At 61.3% G+C, this 17,044-nt stretch carries 19 protein-coding genes; 6 read left to right on the top strand and 13 right to left on the bottom strand.

The window, feature by feature from the left end; translation table 11 throughout:
* Window positions 1–5: 5 nt before the first annotated feature.
* Window positions 6–695, bottom strand: coding sequence for a phosphate regulon transcriptional regulator PhoB (gene phoB / locus ACO6VD_RS08335; RefSeq protein WP_400171571.1), 690 nt, complete (start codon window positions 693–695; stop codon window positions 6–8).
* 145 nt (window positions 696–840) lie between these two features.
* On the opposite strand from phoB, the gene ACO6VD_RS08330 reads away from it, so the two are divergent.
* Window positions 841–1,212, top strand: a complete 372-nt coding sequence (locus ACO6VD_RS08330; RefSeq protein WP_422418258.1) for a hypothetical protein — start codon at window positions 841–843, stop codon at window positions 1,210–1,212.
* 75 nt (window positions 1,213–1,287) lie between these two features.
* Here ACO6VD_RS08330 and ubiA read toward each other — a convergent pair whose 3' ends face one another.
* Both ubiA and ACO6VD_RS08320 read right to left on the bottom strand, forming a co-directional pair.
* On the bottom strand, window positions 1,288–2,175 hold the full coding sequence (gene ubiA / locus ACO6VD_RS08325) for a 4-hydroxybenzoate octaprenyltransferase (RefSeq protein ID WP_422418257.1): 888 nt from the start codon (window positions 2,173–2,175) through the stop codon (window positions 1,288–1,290).
* Window positions 2,175–2,699 carry a chorismate--pyruvate lyase family protein gene (locus ACO6VD_RS08320; protein WP_422418255.1) on the bottom strand — a complete coding sequence of 175 codons (525 nt, stop codon included), beginning with the start codon at window positions 2,697–2,699 and terminating at the stop codon, window positions 2,175–2,177. The genes ubiA and ACO6VD_RS08320 overlap by 1 nt, the downstream gene beginning before the upstream one ends.
* Window positions 2,700–2,906: 207 nt before the next feature.
* Between ACO6VD_RS08320 and ACO6VD_RS08315 the strand changes: the two genes are divergently transcribed.
* The 4 genes from ACO6VD_RS08315 to ACO6VD_RS08300 all read left to right on the top strand — a co-directional run bounded on the left by ACO6VD_RS08315 (window position 2,907) and on the right by ACO6VD_RS08300 (window position 5,342).
* Window positions 2,907–3,074 carry a rubredoxin gene (locus ACO6VD_RS08315; protein WP_028942479.1) on the top strand — a complete coding sequence of 56 codons (168 nt, stop codon included), beginning with the start codon at window positions 2,907–2,909 and terminating at the stop codon, window positions 3,072–3,074.
* Between the two features lie 34 nt (window positions 3,075–3,108).
* The gene (locus ACO6VD_RS08310) at window positions 3,109–4,257 is read left to right on the top strand and encodes an NAD(P)/FAD-dependent oxidoreductase (RefSeq protein WP_422418253.1); all 1,149 of its coding nucleotides are present in this window, start codon (window positions 3,109–3,111) and stop codon (window positions 4,255–4,257) included.
* Between the two features lie 187 nt (window positions 4,258–4,444).
* A complete protein-coding gene (locus ACO6VD_RS08305; RefSeq protein WP_422418251.1) occupies window positions 4,445–4,765 on the top strand; it encodes an HU family DNA-binding protein in 321 nt (106 codons plus the stop codon).
* A gap of 202 nt (window positions 4,766–4,967) precedes the next feature.
* A complete protein-coding gene (locus tag ACO6VD_RS08300; RefSeq protein WP_422418249.1) occupies window positions 4,968–5,342 on the top strand; it encodes a helicase in 375 nt (124 codons plus the stop codon).
* A gap of 23 nt (window positions 5,343–5,365) precedes the next feature.
* Here the strand turns inward: ACO6VD_RS08300 and ACO6VD_RS08295 are convergent, their stop codons facing one another.
* From ACO6VD_RS08295 to exbB, 6 genes are all read right to left on the bottom strand, one after another.
* Entirely contained in the window at window positions 5,366–6,769 is a 1,404-nt protein-coding gene (locus ACO6VD_RS08295) for an aminoacyl-tRNA deacylase and HDOD domain-containing protein (RefSeq protein ID WP_422418247.1), read from the bottom strand.
* A 78-nt stretch (window positions 6,770–6,847) separates the two neighbouring features.
* Window positions 6,848–8,923 (bottom strand): ATP-dependent DNA helicase RecG, encoded by a 2,076-nt coding sequence (recG, locus tag ACO6VD_RS08290; RefSeq protein WP_422418246.1) that lies wholly within the window; start codon window positions 8,921–8,923, stop codon window positions 6,848–6,850.
* A gap of 9 nt (window positions 8,924–8,932) precedes the next feature.
* Window positions 8,933–9,853 carry a LysR substrate-binding domain-containing protein gene (locus ACO6VD_RS08285; RefSeq protein ID WP_422418244.1) on the bottom strand — a complete coding sequence of 307 codons (921 nt, stop codon included), beginning with the start codon at window positions 9,851–9,853 and terminating at the stop codon, window positions 8,933–8,935.
* Between the two features lie 93 nt (window positions 9,854–9,946).
* Complete coding sequence (locus ACO6VD_RS08280) at window positions 9,947–10,684, bottom strand: TonB family protein (RefSeq protein ID WP_422418243.1); 738 nt, start codon at window positions 10,682–10,684, stop codon at window positions 9,947–9,949.
* Complete coding sequence (exbD, locus tag ACO6VD_RS08275; RefSeq protein WP_038615935.1) at window positions 10,681–11,106, bottom strand: TonB system transport protein ExbD; 426 nt, start codon at window positions 11,104–11,106, stop codon at window positions 10,681–10,683. The genes ACO6VD_RS08280 and exbD overlap by 4 nt, the downstream gene beginning before the upstream one ends.
* Window positions 11,107–11,109: 3 nt before the next feature.
* Complete coding sequence (exbB, locus tag ACO6VD_RS08270) at window positions 11,110–12,108, bottom strand: tonB-system energizer ExbB (protein ID WP_422418241.1); 999 nt, start codon at window positions 12,106–12,108, stop codon at window positions 11,110–11,112.
* Window positions 12,109–12,304: 196 nt separating this feature from the next.
* Between exbB and ACO6VD_RS08265 the strand changes: the two genes are divergently transcribed.
* Entirely contained in the window at window positions 12,305–13,162 is an 858-nt protein-coding gene (locus tag ACO6VD_RS08265) for an SDR family oxidoreductase (RefSeq protein ID WP_422418240.1), read from the top strand.
* A gap of 11 nt (window positions 13,163–13,173) precedes the next feature.
* Here ACO6VD_RS08265 and ACO6VD_RS08260 read toward each other — a convergent pair whose 3' ends face one another.
* From ACO6VD_RS08260 to rpoZ, 4 genes are read right to left on the bottom strand one after another with little or no spacing between them, the layout of a single operon-like run.
* The gene (locus tag ACO6VD_RS08260) at window positions 13,174–13,905 is read right to left on the bottom strand and encodes a hypothetical protein (RefSeq protein WP_422418239.1); all 732 of its coding nucleotides are present in this window, start codon (window positions 13,903–13,905) and stop codon (window positions 13,174–13,176) included.
* A gap of 58 nt (window positions 13,906–13,963) precedes the next feature.
* Window positions 13,964–14,344 (bottom strand): RidA family protein, encoded by a 381-nt coding sequence (locus ACO6VD_RS08255; RefSeq protein ID WP_038615925.1) that lies wholly within the window; start codon window positions 14,342–14,344, stop codon window positions 13,964–13,966.
* Between the two features lie 23 nt (window positions 14,345–14,367).
* The gene (gene spoT, locus ACO6VD_RS08250; protein WP_422418238.1) at window positions 14,368–16,476 is read right to left on the bottom strand and encodes a bifunctional GTP diphosphokinase/guanosine-3',5'-bis pyrophosphate 3'-pyrophosphohydrolase; all 2,109 of its coding nucleotides are present in this window, start codon (window positions 16,474–16,476) and stop codon (window positions 14,368–14,370) included.
* Window positions 16,477–16,536: 60 nt separating this feature from the next.
* The gene (gene rpoZ, locus ACO6VD_RS08245; RefSeq protein WP_028942466.1) at window positions 16,537–16,803 is read right to left on the bottom strand and encodes a DNA-directed RNA polymerase subunit omega; all 267 of its coding nucleotides are present in this window, start codon (window positions 16,801–16,803) and stop codon (window positions 16,537–16,539) included.
* Between the last annotated feature and the right edge of the window lie 241 nt (window positions 16,804–17,044).

Raw genomic sequence — 17,044 nt, 5'->3', positions numbered from 1 at the left:
CCGGTTCAGCTCTTGGTCGAGAAGCGATAACCGGTGCCGCGCACGGTTTGTACCAGATTTTCGTAGGCATCACCCAGCGCCTTGCGCAGGCGACGGATATGCACATCGACGGTGCGCTCTTCGACATAGACGTTGCCGCCCCAGACCTGATCGAGCAACTGGCCACGGGTGTAGGCGCGTTCCTGGTGGGTCATGAAGAACTGCAGCAGGCGGTATTCGGTAGGGCCCATTTCGGCCGGCTTGCCATCAATGGTCACCCGATGGCTGATGGGGTCGAGCATCAGACCGCCCACTTCAATAGGGGCTTCGCCATCGCTGGGGCCTGCACGGCGCAGCACAGCTTTCAGGCGGGCAACCAGCTCGCGAGGTGAGAAGGGCTTGGTAATGTAGTCATCGGCACCGACTTCAAGACCCTGGATCTTGTTGTCCTCTTCACCCTTGGCGGTGAGCATGATGATCGGGATGTCGCCGGTCAGCTCGTCGCGCTTGAGGCGGCGGGCCAGCTCGATACCCGACGTACCCGGGAGCATCCAGTCGAGCAGGATCAGGTCGGGCTTGCGGTCGACAATGATGGCGTGGGCCTGCTGGGAGTTCTCTGCCTCCAGGCAGTCATAGCCGGCCATTTCCAACGCAACGGCGATCATCTCGCGGATTGGTGCTTCGTCGTCAACGATCAGAATGTTTCTGCCAACCATGTTCAAACCTCTTCCCATTCAGGTGTCTTGGCCCGCATTAGATAACGGAATTATTGCAGTCGTGTGACAAGTCGTGGGGGGTTCAGCAACATTCGGTTACTGGGCTAGGCTTAAATTCCCTCTCCCGAGAAACACGGTGGATCCAATGACACGACATACGCTGAACTGGATGGCGCTTTTCGCTGCGGTGGCACTGGCGTTGCCAGGGATAGCGTCGGCCCATCATGCCATGATGAAAGACGGTGTGATGGTCGACCATGCAGGCATGACGCTCTATACCTTCGACAAGGATTCGGGCGGCAAGTCCATGTGCAACGATGAGTGCGCCAAGAACTGGCCGCCGTTGATGGTCAAAGACGGCGACATGGCCGAAGAGGGCTGGACACAGATCAAGCGCGATGATGGTTCAATGCAATGGGCCTACAAAGGCAAGCCGGTGTACACCTTCGTCAAGGACAAGAAAGCCGGCGACATGACCGGTGACGGCATGAAGGATGTCTGGCACGTGATCAAGTAGTCGTGTCGCGGTGGGGGGCAGTCCCTCTCCCACATTTTTGGGACCTTGTGGGGGGGTGTTTTCCCCCGCGATAATTCAGAAGCTGTAATCCAGCACTACTCCCACAAACACCAGAAAACCGGCCCAATGATTGTGCAGGAAGGCCTTGAAGCACGATTCGCGATCCAGGTTGCGCGTCGACCAGAATTCCCAGACAAAGCACACCAGGGCCGCCAGCAGCCCGAGGTGGAACCAGCCCCCCAGCTCAAAGCGGTTGCCGGCAAGCAGCAAGCAGCCCAGCGACAGCACCTGCAGCGACAGGATAATCACCCGGTCAGCCTCGCCGAACAGGATCGCCGTGGACTTGACCCCGATTTTCAGGTCGTCGTCGCGGTCGACCATGGCGTAGTAGGTGTCATAGCCCACCGTCCACAGCACATTGGCAATGTACAGCAGCCAGGCGATGGCCGGCAGCTCGCCGTTGGCTGCGGTGAAGGCCATGGGAATGCCCCAGGAATAGGCCGCCCCGAGCACCACCTGCGGGTAATAGGTGTAGCGCTTCATGAACGGATAACAGGCGGCCAGAGCCACCGCGGCGAACGACAGCCACACCGTTGTGGCGTTGGTACACAGCACCAGCAGGAAACTGGCACCGACCAGCACGGCAAACAGCACCAGCGCTTCGCGGGCCTTGATCCGGCCGGCTGCCAGCGGGCGGTCGGCGGTGCGTTTGACGTGGCCATCGACCTTGCGGTCGGCGAAGTCGTTGATGGCGCAACCGGCAGCGCGCATCAGCACCACGCCGAAGGTGAAAATCAGCACATTGGCCAAGGTTGGCGTGCCTTTGGCGGCAATCCACACTGCGCAAAGTGTTGGCCACAACAGCAGGTAGATGCCGATCGGCCTGTCCATGCGGCTCAGTTGGATGAAGTCCCAGGCCCGCGGATGCAGGCGATTGAGCGACTTGAGCAACTGCAGGTACATCAGCGGATCTCCCCGGCAATCTCAGCGGCCTGCCACAGCGATGGCAGAAAGACTTCGGCAACCAATACGCTCAGCGCAGCGCGGTCAAAGCGCGAGCGACGCCCCCAGAGCGCGTCGCTGGCATCTGCGACCGGCAACCAGGCACTGGGGTAATGACAGACTTCAATGGCGCGGCGAGTGAAGGCCTGGTCGCAGAACAACAGCTCACCCAGGGAGCGACTGCCCAGCGCCTCCATGTCCAGCCCGCCGCTTTCCAGGGCGCTGCGCGCCGCTACACTGCGGGCGAAGACCCAGGCCTGGCCATGGCCGCGCAAATACACTTCACGTACCCAGCCTTCGCTGCCGGGCGGCAGATCCAGCGCCTGGCATTCGTCGTCACGCAGCGGCTGCCAGCCCTCGTAAAGGGGTGTAACAGAAAAGTGATCGGCGGATAATTGGGTCAGGCGACGGGTCAATGATCCTTGATCGAACAACCAGTCAAGGAGCGCAGGCGTTGTGCTGTCTGCCACCTGAGAGTACTGCAACCATTCTGCAGCGGGCGCTTGCAATGTTTCGTACGGCACGATGGTATGGATTAACAGGCCAAAGAGACCGCGAGCTTAGCATGATTGCCCGATCCGGCTTGCATGCTGGCACCTGGCTCCAGTACAAAGCCCGTCCGTAGATGGTTGCCAGTGTAATTATCCCGAGAGCGACCACTCCAATGCCTGGGTTTGTTGAGGAAGTAAGTGATGAAGAAGTGGCAGTGTATTGTTTGCGGCCTGATCTACGATGAGGCCGAAGGTTGGCCGGATGACGGCATCGCGCCGGGTACCCGATGGGAAGATGTCCCGGCTGACTGGCTGTGCCCGGACTGCGGCGTGGGCAAGATGGACTTCGAAATGATCGCCATCGGCTGATCATCTTTTAACCAGTATTCAAGGAAAGCACGGCATGACGGCTCCAGTGGTAATTGTCGGTACAGGGTTGGCGGGTTACAACCTGGCCCGCGAATTTCGCAAGCTCGACGGTGACACACCGCTGCTGCTGATTACCGCCGACGATGGCCGTTCCTACTCCAAACCGATGCTTTCCACCGGTTTTGCCAAGAACAAGGATGCCGACGGCCTGAGCATGGCCGAGCCCGGCGCCATGGCCGAGCAACTCAAGGCCGAAGTGCGTACCCATACCCGCATCAGCGGTATCGACCCGGGCCACAAGCGCCTGTGGATCGGTGAGGAGCAGGTGGTCTATCGCGACCTGATCCTGGCCTGGGGTGCGCAAACCGTGCAGGTGCCGGTGGAAGGCGATGCGGGTGAGGCGGTTTTTCCGATCAATGATCTGGAGGATTACGCCCGTTTCCGTGCTGCGGCTGTCGGCAAACAGCGCGTGCTGATCCTGGGTGCCGGGTTGATCGGCTGCGAATTTGCCAACGACATGAGCCTGGGGGGTTACCAGGTCGAGCTGGTGGCGCCGTGCGAACAGGTCATGCCGACCTTGCTGCACCCGGCTGCCGCAGCCGCCGTACAGACGGGTCTGGAGGGGCTTGGCGTGCGCTTTCACCTGGGGCCGGTGTTGACCCGTCTGCAGCGGGTTGGCGACGGGCTGGAGGCGCACCTGTCCGACGGCACGCTGATTCCTTGTGATCTGGTGGTATCGGCAGTGGGCTTGCGTCCGCGCATCGACCTGGCCGCCGCTGCCGGTCTGCAGGTGAACCGCGGTGTTGTGGTCGACCGGCAGCTGCGTACTTCGCACGCCAATATCTACGCCCTGGGTGACTGCGCCGAAGTCGACGGCCTCAACCTGCTCTACGTCATGCCGTTGATGAGCTGCGCACGTGCGCTGGCGCAAACACTGGCGGGCAACCCGACAGCAGTTGCCTATGGCCCCATGCCGGTGACGGTGAAAACCCCTGCCTGCCCCTTGGTGGTCTCGCCGCCACCCCATGGCCGCGAAGGAACCTGGCAGGTTGAAGGCCAGGGCATTGACCTCAAAGTGCTCTGCCATGACGCCGACGGCAACCTGCTGGGATACGCCCTGACAGGCTCGGCGGTGATGGAGAAACTGGCTCTAAATCGGCAACTCCCAGCGCTTATGGCGTAAATAACCGGCGTTCTGTCGGATTTCCCCTGCCTTTGCCTTAACAATGGCCGCCCAGAGACTGGCGCGGCCCCTGACGGCATGCCATCCTCACTCCCGTCTGCCGCAGTTTAGAGCCTGCGGTGCCTTGGGCGCTGTTCTTGAAGAGCAGCACGGCATAACAACAAAAAACCGTCTAAGAGGCTTCACTATGCGCAAACCAGAACTCGCCGCAGCCATCGCTGAAAAGGCCGACCTCACCAAAGAGCAAGCCAATCGCGTGCTCAACGCCGTGCTCGAAGAAATCACCGGCGCCCTGCATCGCAAGGACAGTGTGACGCTGGTCGGATTCGGTACCTTCCTGCAACGTCATCGCGGCGCCCGCACCGGCAAAAACCCGCAAACCGGTGAGCCAGTCAAAATCAAAGCCAGCAACACCGTTGCGTTCAAGCCAGGCAAATCCTTGAAGGACAGCGTCAATCCGACGCTTGAGACCATTGGTTGCTGGGCGGTGGTCGGCACAGCGATTTAAGGACAGCGTCAATCCGTGATGCCTCGCACCGATTGATCGCATCGAAAAACGGGCGCCGACACAGCGCCCGTTTTTTATTGCCTGGTGGGAGCCACATAAGAGCCAAATGCCATGATCTTCGCGAAATGTGCGGCAAAGTATGGTGTTTTTATAGCGAGACTATAAACTGCTTCGCCAGTCACTTTTTAGCCGAGGCGTGCACATGAAGTTTCGCTTTATCCTTTGGGCCATGGGGTTGTTAATGGCCAAGGCCAGTCGCAACAACCCGGCTTTCCAGCAACAACTGGCCGACAAAGATCTGGTGTTCCAGCTGCAGACCCTCGATGGCAAAGTTGCGCGCCATTTCATCGTCAAGGACCTGCGTATCAGCAGCCAGTCCGGCACCCATCCGCAACCGGCGTTTGCCATTGCCTTCAAGGATGCAGCCTTCGGCTTTGCCACCTTGCAAGCGAAGAACAAGCAATTGGCATTCATGCAGGGGATTCAGGACAAGAGCATCCAGATCAAGGGCAACCCGGCGCTGGTGATCTGGTTCCAGGGCCTGATGAAGTACCTGAAACCGAAGAAAAAGGCCTGACCCCGTAAGGGCAGGCCATCTGCTTAGTGCTGCTGATTGAACTGCGAGGCCAGCTCGCGCAGCAGCACTTCTGCCTCCAGCACCTTGTTCACCACATCGGCTGCTTTTTCGCGGCTGATGTTCAAGCGCTCCAGCAATTCGTCCGGGATCGACTCGTCCGGCCCCGAACCGATGCCGCGGGCACGCAGCAGGCGTATGGCCAGGCACACCAGGTTCGGGAAGGCTGCATGGTCACCGTCGTACAGCGGGTCGTGCTGGAAACGCAAGGCGGTGGACAGTTCTTCCGGCATATCCCAGTAGCGCATCAACCAGGCACCGATCTGTTCGCGGCTGATGCCCAGCAGATGCTGTTCGACATAGCTGTGGCACAAGTGCGGGTTGACCTCCAGATGGCGGCAGATCAGCGAAAAGTGCGGCGGAAAAACGTGCGCCAGCAGCAAGTAGCCGAAGTTGTGCAGCAGCCCGGCCAGGTAGGTCAGGCCGGCCTCAGGGCGTTCTGCACGCGGCATGGCGCGGGTCAGGCCTTCGATCACGGCGGCGGTGTAGATCGACTGCTGCCAGTACGGAGTGGTGTGCTGTGGATGGTCTTTGGGCAGGCTCAGGGTTTTGCCCAGCGCCAGGCCAAGGGCCAGGTTGATCACCAGATCGAAGCCCAGCACGCGAACGATGGCATCTTCTACTGAACGGATTTTGCCGGGTGAGGCGTAATAGGGCGAGGCGGCCCAGCTGACTACTTGAGCAGCCAGCGCAGGATCGGTCTCGACTACGCCGGTGATGTCGTCGATGGTCGCGTTGGGGTCGACGCGCAGCTTGATGATCTTTTGCGCAGTTTCAGCCAGCGGTGGAATCTCGATGGTGCTTTCCAGGCGCTGCTGGATGCGCCGGGCGGTGAAGGCCTGGACTGCCTGGGTAATTTCTTCGCGGTCGTCGGTCGGACGATCAAGGTTTGGACGGATGCTGCTCAGGGGTTCGCCGAAATTGCCGGCGCTGGCCTTGCTCAGCATCTTCTTGAAATCATCACGCTCGATTTCCAGCAGCAGGCCTGCTTCGCCGGAGTGGATCAGCAGTTTTTCTGGCTGCAGAAGGCTCTCTTCATACAGGCAAGGTGAGCTGGTCAGTGCCGGAATACCGGGCAGGATTCTCAAGCCATGTTTGTCGAGCATGGCTTTGAGACGATCCAGGGGTACGGCAGCCAGCTTGCGACCGGTGAGTTCGGTCAGACGGTTCAGATCCAGCAGCTGGTTCTGCGGGAACAGCACCATCAGTGCGCCGACCGCGTCGTCGAGTAACACCGCCTGGACCTTGCGTTCGGTCAACAGGTTCGGGTGATCGAGCACTTCACGGTAGGCAATGCCGAGCTTTTCCAGCAATAGCCGGATAACAGACGGAGCGTGGGGGGTTGCGGTATCCAGAGCAACTTCAGTCATGGTCTGTATCCAGAAATTTTACGATCGCAAGAGTATAACCAGCTTGGACCTGCAGATGGATCCATTCTGGGACGGGCGTCACACCTGGCCATATTGCTGGCCATGACGCAGCCAGCGCTCCAGCAGCGGGCTGACATGCTGCGGCCAGCGTGCCAGTAGCGCCTGCGCAGCATCGCGCACGGCGGGCAGCAGGTCGGCATCGCGCATCAGGTCGGCCACCTTGAACTGCAGCAGGCCGGTCTGGCGGGTGCCCAGCATTTCGCCGGGGCCGCGCAGTTCCAGGTCTTTCTCGGCAATGATGAAGCCGTCGTTGGTTTCACGCATGATTCCCAGGCGCTCACGACCGATCTGCGACAGCGGCGGATGGTAGAGCAATACACAGTAGCTCGCCGCGCTACCGCGACCGACCCGGCCACGCAACTGGTGCAGCTGGGCAAGGCCCAGGCGTTCGGGGTTCTCGATAATCATCAGGCTGGCATTGGGTACATCGACCCCGACTTCGATCACCGTGGTGGCCACCAGCAATTGCAGGTGACCTTGCTTGAATTCGGCCATGACCGCGGCTTTCTCGGCGGGCTTCATGCGTCCGTGAATCAAGCCGACACGCAGCTCGCCCAAGGCGCTTCCGAGCTCCTCAAAAGTGGTTTCGGCAGCCTGGCAGGTCAGCTCTTCGGACTCTTCGATCAGGGTACAGACCCAATAGGCCTGACGTCCTTCGGCGCACGCGGCGCGCACCCGTTCGACCACTTCGAAACGCCGGCTGTCAGCGACCAGCACGGTGTTGACCGGCGTACGCCCGGGTGGCAGCTCATCGAGGATTGAGGTGTCCAGGTCGGCGTAGGCACTCATCGCCAAGGTCCGTGGGATCGGCGTTGCGGTCATGATCAACTGGTGCGGACAGAGCTGGCCGCCTACGCCTTTCTGGCGCAGCGCCAGGCGCTGCTGGACGCCAAAGCGGTGCTGTTCGTCGATGATTGCCAGGGCCAGGTTCTTGAACTTCACCTCGTCCTGGAACAGTGCATGGGTGCCGACCACCATGGGGGCACCACCTGCGATCTGTTCCAGGGCGCTGGCGCGGGCTTTGCCCTTGAGCTTGCCGGCCAACCAGGCGACTTCTATGCCCAGCGGCTCCAGCCAGCGTTTGAAGGTCGCGAAGTGTTGTTCGGCGAGAATCTCGGTAGGTGCCATCAGCGCCACCTGATAGCCCGCCTCGAGCGCTTGCAGGGCCGCCAGGGCCGCGACCACGGTCTTGCCGGCGCCAACGTCACCCTGGACCAGGCGCAGCATCGGCTCCGGCTGGCTGAGGTCGTAGGCAATCTCGTTGCCGACCCGTTGTTGCGCGCCTGTCGGCGCAAAGCCGAGGTTGGCCAGGTACTGCTGGGGCAAGCGCGTAGCCTTGGGCAGCGCGGGTGCACGCTGAGCACGCAGGCTTTCGCGCAGGCGCTGCTGGGACAGCTGGTGGGTCAGCAGCTCTTCGAACGCCAGGCGGTGCTGGGCCCAGTGCTGGCCTTCGGCAAGTTCGTCCACGTCAGCATCGGCGGGCGGGTGATGCAGGTAGCGAATGGCATCGTCCAGCGGCGCGAGCTGGTAGTCCCGGGCCAGCTCCAGCGGCAGCCAGTCGGGCAGGCTGCGCGGGCCGAGCATGGACAGGCTCTGCTGGCACAGCTGGCGCAGGCGTTGCTGGGTCAGGCCTTCGGTGGTGGGGTAAATCGGTGTCAGGGTCTGCTCCACCGGGGCCGGCTCGTCGCCGGTCAGGGCGCGATACTCCGGGTGGTAGATCTCCAGGCCCGAGGCGCCGGGGCGGGCTTCACCGTAGCAGCGCAGGTGGGTGCCGCGTTTGAGGCCTTCCTTTTGCGCGTTGCTGAAGTGATAGAAGCGCAGGCTCAGTACGCCGGTGCCATCGCCCAGACGCACCAGCAGGCTGCGGCGCTTGCCCATGACCACATCGGTGCCGCTGACCACGCCTTCGATCACTGCGTCCTGGCCGGGGCGCAGGGCGCCGATCGGGACCACACGGGTGCGGTCCTGATAGCGCAGGGGTAGGTGGAAGAGGACGTCCTGAAGGTTCTCCAGGCCGACCTTGGCGAGCTTCTCGGCCATGGCTTCGCCCACGCCCTTGAGGGCAGTCACCGATACCTGGGACAACTCCGGCATGGCGCTTTCCTACTGGCTCGCGGCGGGTTTGGCGACCGAGCACAGGCGGACCGAATCGGCGAGGATCTCGATTGCCTTGGGGCGCGGGAAGCTGGCGCGCCAGGCGATCGCCACGGTGCGAAACGGTGCCGGCGGGCTCAAGGGCCGTACTTCAATGACGCCAGGCGCGTAGTGATGGCTGTGCACCGCCGACAACGGCAGGATCGACACGCCCAGGCCGGACGCGACCATGTGGCGGATGGTCTCCAGCGAGCTGGACTCAACCGTGGTGTGCTTGGCGCCATCGCTGCCTTTGGCCAGGGTCGGGCAGGCTTCGAGCACCTGGTCACGGAAGCAGTGGCCTTCACCGAGCAGCAGCAGGCTCTTGTCGTTGAGCAGGCTGGCGTCGATGGTGTCCTTCTTGGTCCAGGGGTGTTCGCTGGGCATCAACACATAGAAGGGTTCATCGTACAGCGGCAGGGTCAGGACATCGGCCTCGTTGAACGGCAGGGCGATGATCACGGCGTCCAGCTCACCGTTGCGCAGCTTGTCGCGCAGGATGTGGGTGAAGTTTTCTTCGATGTACAACGGCATCTGCGGGGCGACCCGGTGCAGTTGCGGAATCAGGTGCGGGAACAGGTAGGGGCCAACCGTGTAGATCGCCCCGACTTTCAGCGGTGCGGTCAGCTGGTTCTTGCCGGCCTGGGCCAGTTCGCGGATACCTTGGGCCTGTTCGAGGACCTTCTGGGCCTGGGCGACGATGCCTTCGCCAACCGGGGTCAGGCGAACGGCACTCTTGCTGCGTTCGAAGATCAGTACACCGAGCTCGTCCTCAAGCTTTTTCACGCCGACCGACAGGGTCGGCTGGCTGACATGGCAGCGCTCGGCGGCATGGCCGAAGTGCTGCTCTTGAGCGAGGGTGACGATGTAGCGCAATTCTGTGAGGGTCATAACGTGCGTCCATGAAGTTGCGGCCCCAGCATAGCGGCTGCAATCGATAGACGCACGTTATCAGAGTTGCTTGTTTGTGACAGAAACAATGCGTTAGCGCTTGTCCAGCGAGTAGACGAATGGCGCGATCACTTCAATGCTGCCGTTGGTAAGCAATTCCTTGGGCGGTGCCGGAACCGGCTGGGCACGACGGATCATCTCCAGGGTAGCGCGGTCCAGTGCTGCACTGCCCGATCCACCTGCCAGGGTGTAAGAAAGAATCTTACCCTCGCCATCGACTACGAAACGCAGGCGATTGATACCTTCCATGCGCATGCGCCGGGCGTTCTCCGGATAGCGCTTGTACTTGGCCAGGTGGCGCAACAGATCGCTCTGCCAGGTCGGCAGGGCATTGCTGTTGGTGGCGATGCTCGGTGCAGGCGCTGCGGATTTCTGCGCGGGCGCGTTGCTTGGCGGCGTGTCGACCACTTGCTCGTCGGTAGGCTTGTCTTGCGGCGGCTCAGGCTTTTTCTCTGGCTTGGGCGGCTGCGGTTTGGCCTTTGGCTTGACCTGTTTGGCGACAGCGATCTTGGGCTTCGGTGCCTCGGCCAGTTTCGGCAGCGGCAATTCTTCCACCGGCGCTGGCGGCTGTGGCGGGGTCACTACCTTGGGTGGCGGCGGAGGCGCCGGTACCGGCATCGGCGCCATCTCGATCATCATCGCCGCAGGCGGCAACTCGATCGCCTGGGGTACCGACCAATTGAGCGTCAGCAGCACGGCGACAGCATGGATACCCAACACAATCGCCAGACTGGTGCTGTAACGCGCGAACTTATGCCGCGTCTTGATCATTTCTTGGCTGCCGTCTCAAGCCCGACCAGACCGACTTTCAGGTAACCGGCCGCGCGCAGCGAATTCATGACTTCCATCAGATCGCCGTAATCCACGCCTTTGTCGGCCTGGAAGAAGATCGTGGTGTCCTTGTCGCCCTTGGTCTTGGCGTCGAGTACCGCGCCGAGCTGGTCGCGCTGGACCTGCTCTTCGCCGACATAGACATTCTGGTCCGCCTTGACGCTGAGGAAGATCGGCTTTTCCGGCCGCGGTGCCGGCTTGGCAGTCGAGGCGGGCAGGTCAACCTTGATATCAACGGTCGCCAGAGGCGCTGCCACCATGAAGATGATCAGCAGGACCAACATCACGTCGATGAACGGCGTGACGTTGATTTCGTGGTTCTCGGCGAGGTCGTCGCCACCTTCGTTAAGATGCAGGCCCATGGATTACCCCACTTTCACCATGTGAGGTGCAGTGGCGCGATCACCTGGCTGGTGGTCCAGGTCGCGGCTGACCAGCAGCAGGACTTCTGCCGAAGCGTCCGATACCTGCGCCTTGTAACCGGCGATGGAGCGGGCGAAGACGTTGTAGATGACTACCGCCGGGATTGCTGCAACCAGGCCCAGCGCGGTGGCCAGCAGGGCCTCGGCAATACCTGGGGCAACGACAGCCAGGTTGGTGGTCTGGGTTTTGGCAATGCCGATGAAGCTGTTCATGATGCCCCACACGGTGCCGAACAAGCCGACGAACGGTGCGGTAGAACCGATGGTGGCGAGTACGCCGGTGCCGCTGCTCATGTTACGGCCGCTGGCAGCTACCAGGCGCTCAAGACGGAAGCTGACGCGTTCCTTGATGCCTTCTTTCTCGCGAGCATTGGCCGACAAGCGCATTTCATCCAGCGCATCATGGACCAGCAGGTGGGCCAGGGTGCCTTCCTTGTTGGCGCCATCGCTGGCTTCCTTGAGGGTGGTGGACTTTTTCAGCAGGGCGATTTCACCGCGCAGACGACGCTTGGCGCCCATCAGCTCGAAGCCTTTGGCAATCCAGATGGTCCAGGTGATGATCGAGGCAATGGCCAGGCCGATCATGACGATCTTGACCACGATGTCGGCGTTTTTGTACATGCCCCATGGCGACAGGTCGTGGGCCATGCCCAGGCTGGTGTCTTCAACCAGTGCTTCGACTTCTTCGGCCTCGGTAACCGCCTGGCCATCAACCGGCGCTGCAGCAGCACCCGCGGCGGCAGGCGCAGCTGGCGTGGCGGCTGGCTCGGTACCTGGGGCAGCAGGGGTTGCGGCGGGGGCTACGGCAGCAGCGGGGGCGGCGGCAGTGGTCGGCTCATCGGCCAGTGCAGCCGGGGCCACTACCAGGCTGAACATCAGCGCGGCAATGGCGCGCCATACGCGCGGCGTGGTTGGCGAAGCGGAAGGTTGGATACGTGTCATGCTGGCCGGACCTGATGAAGAAGAAAGAGGTGGTTGTCCTTCTAGGCCTCGATACAGGCCGAGAACAAAAATGCGGCGGCCATTATTGCAAGTAATTCTTGTTAGCAGAAGTAATAAAGTTACTTTTTTTCCATCATAGCTAGCCGCCTATCGATTTATTTGGATAGGCTGGGCCTTTGATTTACGGAGTTCCAGGATGTCTGCGCCATCAGTTTTGATCGTTGGTTGTGGTGATGTCGGTAGCCGTCTAGCCAAGCAAATGCTGGCTTGCAACTGGCAAGTGAGCGGCTTGCGCCGCAGTGTGGAGCAGTTGCCGGCAGGCGTGACGGGAATCGCTGCCGACCTGTTCGACGCGCAGTGCCCGGGTAGCTGGCCGCTTGCTGCGCCCGACTATCTGGTCTACTGCGCGGCGGCCAGTCAGCATGATGAGGCGGGCTATCGGGCCGCCTACGTCGATGGCTTACGGCATGTTCTCAGGTGGTTGGCAGAGCGTGGCCAGAAACCGCGGCGCTTGCTGTTTGTCTCCAGCAGCGGCGTGTATGGCCAACAGGACGGTGAGTGGATCGACGAATCCTCGGCTGCCGAGTCGAAAAATTACACCGGTTCGATAATGCTTGAGGCCGAGCAGTTGGCCCTGGCCAGCGGTATACCCGCATCAATCGTACGACTGACAGGCATTTATGGTCCGGGACGTGAGTGGTTGCTCAGCCAGGTGCGTCAGGGTTACCGGGTTACCGAAGAGCCACCGCTGTATGCCAACCGTATTCATGCCGAAGATGCCGCCGGCTTGCTGGCCTTTTTGATCAAGGCTGACGCCCAGGGGCAGGCGCTCGAGGATTGCTACATTGGCGTGGATAACACGCCGGCACCCTTGGCTGAAGTCGTAGCCTGGCTGCGGGATTACATGGGCGTCACCCAGTGGTCGGATCAGGATCGGGTGCGCCGTACCGGCAGCAAGCGCTGCAGTAACGCCCGTGCCCGGGCACTGGGCTGGGAGCCACAGTATCCGAGCTACAAGGAAGGCTATGCGGCGATCCTGGGCGACAAGGCCTGATGTATTAGTCGTCAGTCGCGCTCAAGCAGCCACTGGCGAGGGCCGGGATTGAGCTGCGGCTTCTCATCGGGCTGGGCGCTGTTAAGGGCACGCAGGATTTCCAGCTGGTCGCCGTCGCGCTTGAAGATGAATGGCGCGCCTTGCTGATTGCGTTCCAGCCAGAGGCTGTCGTTTGCACCGCTCATGTCGGCGCAGTCGCCAGCCAGGCACAGCGCGTAGCGGTCCAGGTTGGGCAAGCCTTCGACACTGCCATTGTCGCGAAAATGCACCTGGCCACCTTGGCCTGGGCCTTCAATGATCTTCCATTCACCGCCGAGGTAGGCGCTGTACAAAGCCTGCTCAAACGTGGTGCCGGTGCGTGCGCCCATCGGTGCGGGCGTGCGGGCTTTCTCGAAGCTTTGTTGCGGTGCCGACTCGCTGGTTTGCACTAGCTCGTCACCATCGAGAACCAGGGTTTCGACGTGATTGCCAGGGAATTCCACCTGGTACTGCTTCTCGCCGGCCTTGAGTTGGCCTTCGCCAATTTCAAAACCGTTGGCGAAGCTCGCCTGGGCAGCGGCGACATTGACCTTCCATTCGAAGTTGGGGCCGTTGTCTTGAAGCGCCTGTCGCAGGCTTACGCCTTTGGCAGCGGTATCGATGGCTTTCTGGTTGATCCAGATGCCGTTGTAGTCTTCGGGTTTGTGGCTAGCGCATCCGCTCAGCAGTGCGGCAGCCAGGGTCAGGGCGAGCGCGTGGCGCATGGCGGGGTCCTTTCCGGGGCAGAGCGAGGGCGAGCCGGGCGGCTCGCCGCGCGGGGTATTACTCGAGGACCAGGATCGCGTCCATTTCAACTTGCGAGCCACGTGGCAGGGCGGCAACACCGATGGCGGCGCGCGCTGGGTACGGCTGTTCGAAGTACTTGCCCATGATCTCGTTGACCTTGGCGAAGTGGCTCAGATCGGTCAGGAAGATGTTCAGCTTGACGATGTCCTTGAACGAACCACCTGCAGCTTCAGCAACAGCCTTGAGGTTTTCGAAGACCTGAACGGTCTGAGCTTCGAAGCCTTCGACCAGTTCCATGGTTTTCGGGTCCAGTGGAATCTGGCCGGACATGTACACCGTGTTACCGGCCTTGATCGCCTGGGAGTAGGTGCCGATGGCGGCGGGGGCCTTGTCGCTGGTGATGACGGTCTTGGTCATGATGACTCCTTGCTGTTATTGGGCTACGTGCGCATGCGGGTGATGCGGATCACCCCGGTCAGGGCACGCAGTTTCTTGATCACACGAGCCAGGTGCACGCGGTCGTGTACGCTGACCACCAGTTGGACCACGCTGATGCGACCATCGCGCTCGTCCATGCTGATTTTTTCGATGTTGCCGTCGGCGGCGTTGACGCTGCTGGCCAGCAGGGCGATCAAGCCGCGTTGATGCTCCAGCTCGACACGCAGCTCGACATTGAACTCACCGGTGACATCCTTGGCCCAGGACAGCTGTACGCATTTTTCCGGGTTGTGGCGGATTTCACTGATGTTTCGGCAATTCTCCAGGTGCACGACCATGCCTTTGCCAGCGGACAAGTGGCCGACAATCGGGTCGCCCGGGATCGGCGTGCAGCATTTGGCGTAGCTGAGCACCAGGCCTTCGGTACCGCGGATCGCCAGCGGGCCTTCGGGGCTCGGCAAGTGCTCGCCTTCGCTGGACAGCAGGCGGCGGGCGACGACATAGGCCATGCGGTTGCCCAGGCCGATGTCTTCGAGCATGTCCTCGAGCTGTTCCAGGCGGTACTCGCTGAGCATGGCCTGGATGCGTTCCTGGGGAATCTTCTCCAGGGCGCTGTCGAAGCCGTTGAGCACCTTGTTCAGCAGGCGTTCGCCGAGGCTGATGGACTCGGAGCGGCGTTGCAGCTTGAGGGCATGGCGGATATGTGTACGGGCCTTGCCGGTGACCACGAAGTTCAGCCAGGCAGGATTCGGGCGTGCGCCCGGTGCACTGACGATCTCGACCGTCGAGCCGCTCTGCAGCGGCTCGGACAATGGTGCCAGGCGTCGATTGATCCGGCAGGCGATGCAGCTGTTGCCGACGTCGGTGTGCACCGCGTAAGCGAAATCGACCGCGGTGGAGCCTTTGGGCAGCTCCATGATGCGGCCCTTGGGCGTGAACACGTAGACCTCGTCCGGGAACAGGTCGATCTTCACGCTTTCGATGAATTCCAGGGAGTTGCCTGCACGCTGCTGCATTTCCAGCACGCCTTTGACCCACTGGCGAGCGCGGGCATGGGTGCCCTTGGGCTGCTCGTCGTCGCTGGACTTGTACAGCCAGTGGGCGGCAATGCCGTTATTGGCCATCTCTTCCATTTCGCGGGTGCGGATCTGGATCTCGATAGGCACACCGTGCATGCCGAACAGCGTGGTATGCAGCGACTGGTAGCCGTTGGCCTTGGGGATCGCAATGTAGTCCTTGAAGCGTCCGGGCAGCGGCTTGTACAGGTTGTGCACGGCGCCGAGCACGCGGTAGCAGGTGTCTACCTTGTCGACGATGATGCGAAACGCATAGACATCCATGATCTCGTTGAAGGCTCGGCGTTTGCCGCGCATCTTCTTGTAGATGCCATAGAGGTGTTTCTGTCGGCCGCTGACTTCGCCTTCGATGCCGTCGACGGCAAGGCAGTGGGCCAGCGACTCTTCGATCTTGTTGACGATTTCCTTGCGGTTGCCGCGGGCACGCTTGACCGCCTGGTAGATGCGCGCGGAGCGCATCGGGTGCATGGCCTTGAAGCCCAGGTCTTCGAATTCCACGCGCACACTGTGCATCCCCAGGCGGTTGGCGATGGGGGCGTAGATTTCCAGGGTTTCCTTGGCGATGCGCCGGCGTTTTTCGCCTGACAGCACCTCGAGGGTACGCATGTTGTGCAGGCGGTCGGCCAGCTTGACCAGGATCACGCGGATATCCCGGGCCATCGCCATGGCCATTTTCTGGAAGTTTTCCGCCTGGGCTTCGGCCTTGGTCTCGAAGTTCATCTGGGTCAGTTTGCTGACCCCATCGACCAGTTCGGCCACCGTTTCGCCAAATTGCGAGCTGAGGGCTTCCTTGGCGATGCCGGTGTCTTCGATCACGTCATGGAGCATGGCGGCCATCAGGCTCTGATGGTCCATGTGCATGTCGGCAAGGATGCTGGCCACCGCCAGCGGATGCGTGACGTAAGGCTCACCGCTACGACGGCGTTGGCCATCGTGGGCTTGTTCGGCGTAGAAGTACGCTCGGCGCACCAGGTTGACCTGGTCAGCGCCGAGGTAGGCCGACAGGCGATCGGCGAGGGCGTCTATGCTCGGCACAGGATTACCTCCTGCCGAGGAAAGGGGACCTGCGCCGTACTACGTCGACCAGGCATAGGCTTAGACCGCCTCGTTGGCCTCTTCCTCACTACCGAAGGCAAAGGCAGGCTCGACTTCGACAATGGATTCGGCAGCGATGAATTCAGGAGTGCAGATGCCTTCAGCGATTTCACGCAGGGCAACGACGGTAGGTTTGTCGTTTTCCCACGCCACTTTCGGCTCTTTGCCGCCGGTGGCCAGCTGACGGGCACGCTTGGTAGAGAGCATGACCAGCTCAAAACGGTTATCCACGTGTTCTAGGCAGTCTTCAACGGTTACGCGGGCCATGGTCTTCCTCAAGTAGCAAATGCGGTGTTCAGCCCGAATGGGCGAGCGGACTCGATAGTTTAAAAAATCACCAGCCTTTAGGGAAGCTTTGATTTCATTTCGGGTCCTTGATACCCCTGACGATAACCACTTCCGAGGCTCTGGCACAACTGTTTGTGGTGTTGTCGGATTAAACCGCATCGCGGGGGAAGACCCCCTCCCCAAACGTCCTTCGGGGTGGGGTTTTTCCCCCGGGGTCAAT

Origin of the sequence: Pseudomonas sp. GZD-222 (assembly GCF_049310525.1) — a bacterium.
In the GTDB taxonomy this organism is placed as follows: Bacteria; Pseudomonadota; Gammaproteobacteria; order Pseudomonadales; family Pseudomonadaceae; genus Aquipseudomonas.
This window is presented reverse-complemented; position numbering and strand designations above follow the sequence as displayed.

Excerpts from the sequence above, each read along its gene's own strand:
- phoB (WP_400171571.1), bottom strand. The coding sequence starts at position 695 with ATGGTTGGCAGAAACATTCTGATCGTTGACGACGAAGCACCAATCCGC.
- ACO6VD_RS08330 (WP_422418258.1), top strand. The coding sequence starts at position 841 with ATGACACGACATACGCTGAACTGGATGGCGCTTTTCGCTGCGGTGGCA.
- ubiA (WP_422418257.1), bottom strand. The coding sequence starts at position 2,175 with ATGTACCTGCAGTTGCTCAAGTCGCTCAATCGCCTGCATCCGCGGGCC.
- ACO6VD_RS08315 (WP_028942479.1), top strand. The coding sequence starts at position 2,907 with ATGAAGAAGTGGCAGTGTATTGTTTGCGGCCTGATCTACGATGAGGCC.
- ACO6VD_RS08310 (WP_422418253.1), top strand. The coding sequence starts at position 3,109 with ATGACGGCTCCAGTGGTAATTGTCGGTACAGGGTTGGCGGGTTACAAC.
- ACO6VD_RS08305 (WP_422418251.1), top strand. The coding sequence starts at position 4,445 with ATGCGCAAACCAGAACTCGCCGCAGCCATCGCTGAAAAGGCCGACCTC.
- ACO6VD_RS08300 (WP_422418249.1), top strand. The coding sequence starts at position 4,968 with ATGAAGTTTCGCTTTATCCTTTGGGCCATGGGGTTGTTAATGGCCAAG.
- ACO6VD_RS08295 (WP_422418247.1), bottom strand. The coding sequence starts at position 6,769 with ATGACTGAAGTTGCTCTGGATACCGCAACCCCCCACGCTCCGTCTGTT.
- recG (WP_422418246.1), bottom strand. The coding sequence starts at position 8,923 with ATGCCGGAGTTGTCCCAGGTATCGGTGACTGCCCTCAAGGGCGTGGGC.
- ACO6VD_RS08285 (WP_422418244.1), bottom strand. The coding sequence starts at position 9,853 with ATGACCCTCACAGAATTGCGCTACATCGTCACCCTCGCTCAAGAGCAG.
- ACO6VD_RS08280 (WP_422418243.1), bottom strand. The coding sequence starts at position 10,684 with ATGATCAAGACGCGGCATAAGTTCGCGCGTTACAGCACCAGTCTGGCG.
- exbD (WP_038615935.1), bottom strand. The coding sequence starts at position 11,106 with ATGGGCCTGCATCTTAACGAAGGTGGCGACGACCTCGCCGAGAACCAC.
- exbB (WP_422418241.1), bottom strand. The coding sequence starts at position 12,108 with ATGACACGTATCCAACCTTCCGCTTCGCCAACCACGCCGCGCGTATGG.
- ACO6VD_RS08265 (WP_422418240.1), top strand. The coding sequence starts at position 12,305 with ATGTCTGCGCCATCAGTTTTGATCGTTGGTTGTGGTGATGTCGGTAGC.
- ACO6VD_RS08260 (WP_422418239.1), bottom strand. The coding sequence starts at position 13,905 with ATGCGCCACGCGCTCGCCCTGACCCTGGCTGCCGCACTGCTGAGCGGA.
- ACO6VD_RS08255 (WP_038615925.1), bottom strand. The coding sequence starts at position 14,344 with ATGACCAAGACCGTCATCACCAGCGACAAGGCCCCCGCCGCCATCGGC.
- rpoZ (WP_028942466.1), bottom strand. The coding sequence starts at position 16,803 with ATGGCCCGCGTAACCGTTGAAGACTGCCTAGAACACGTGGATAACCGT.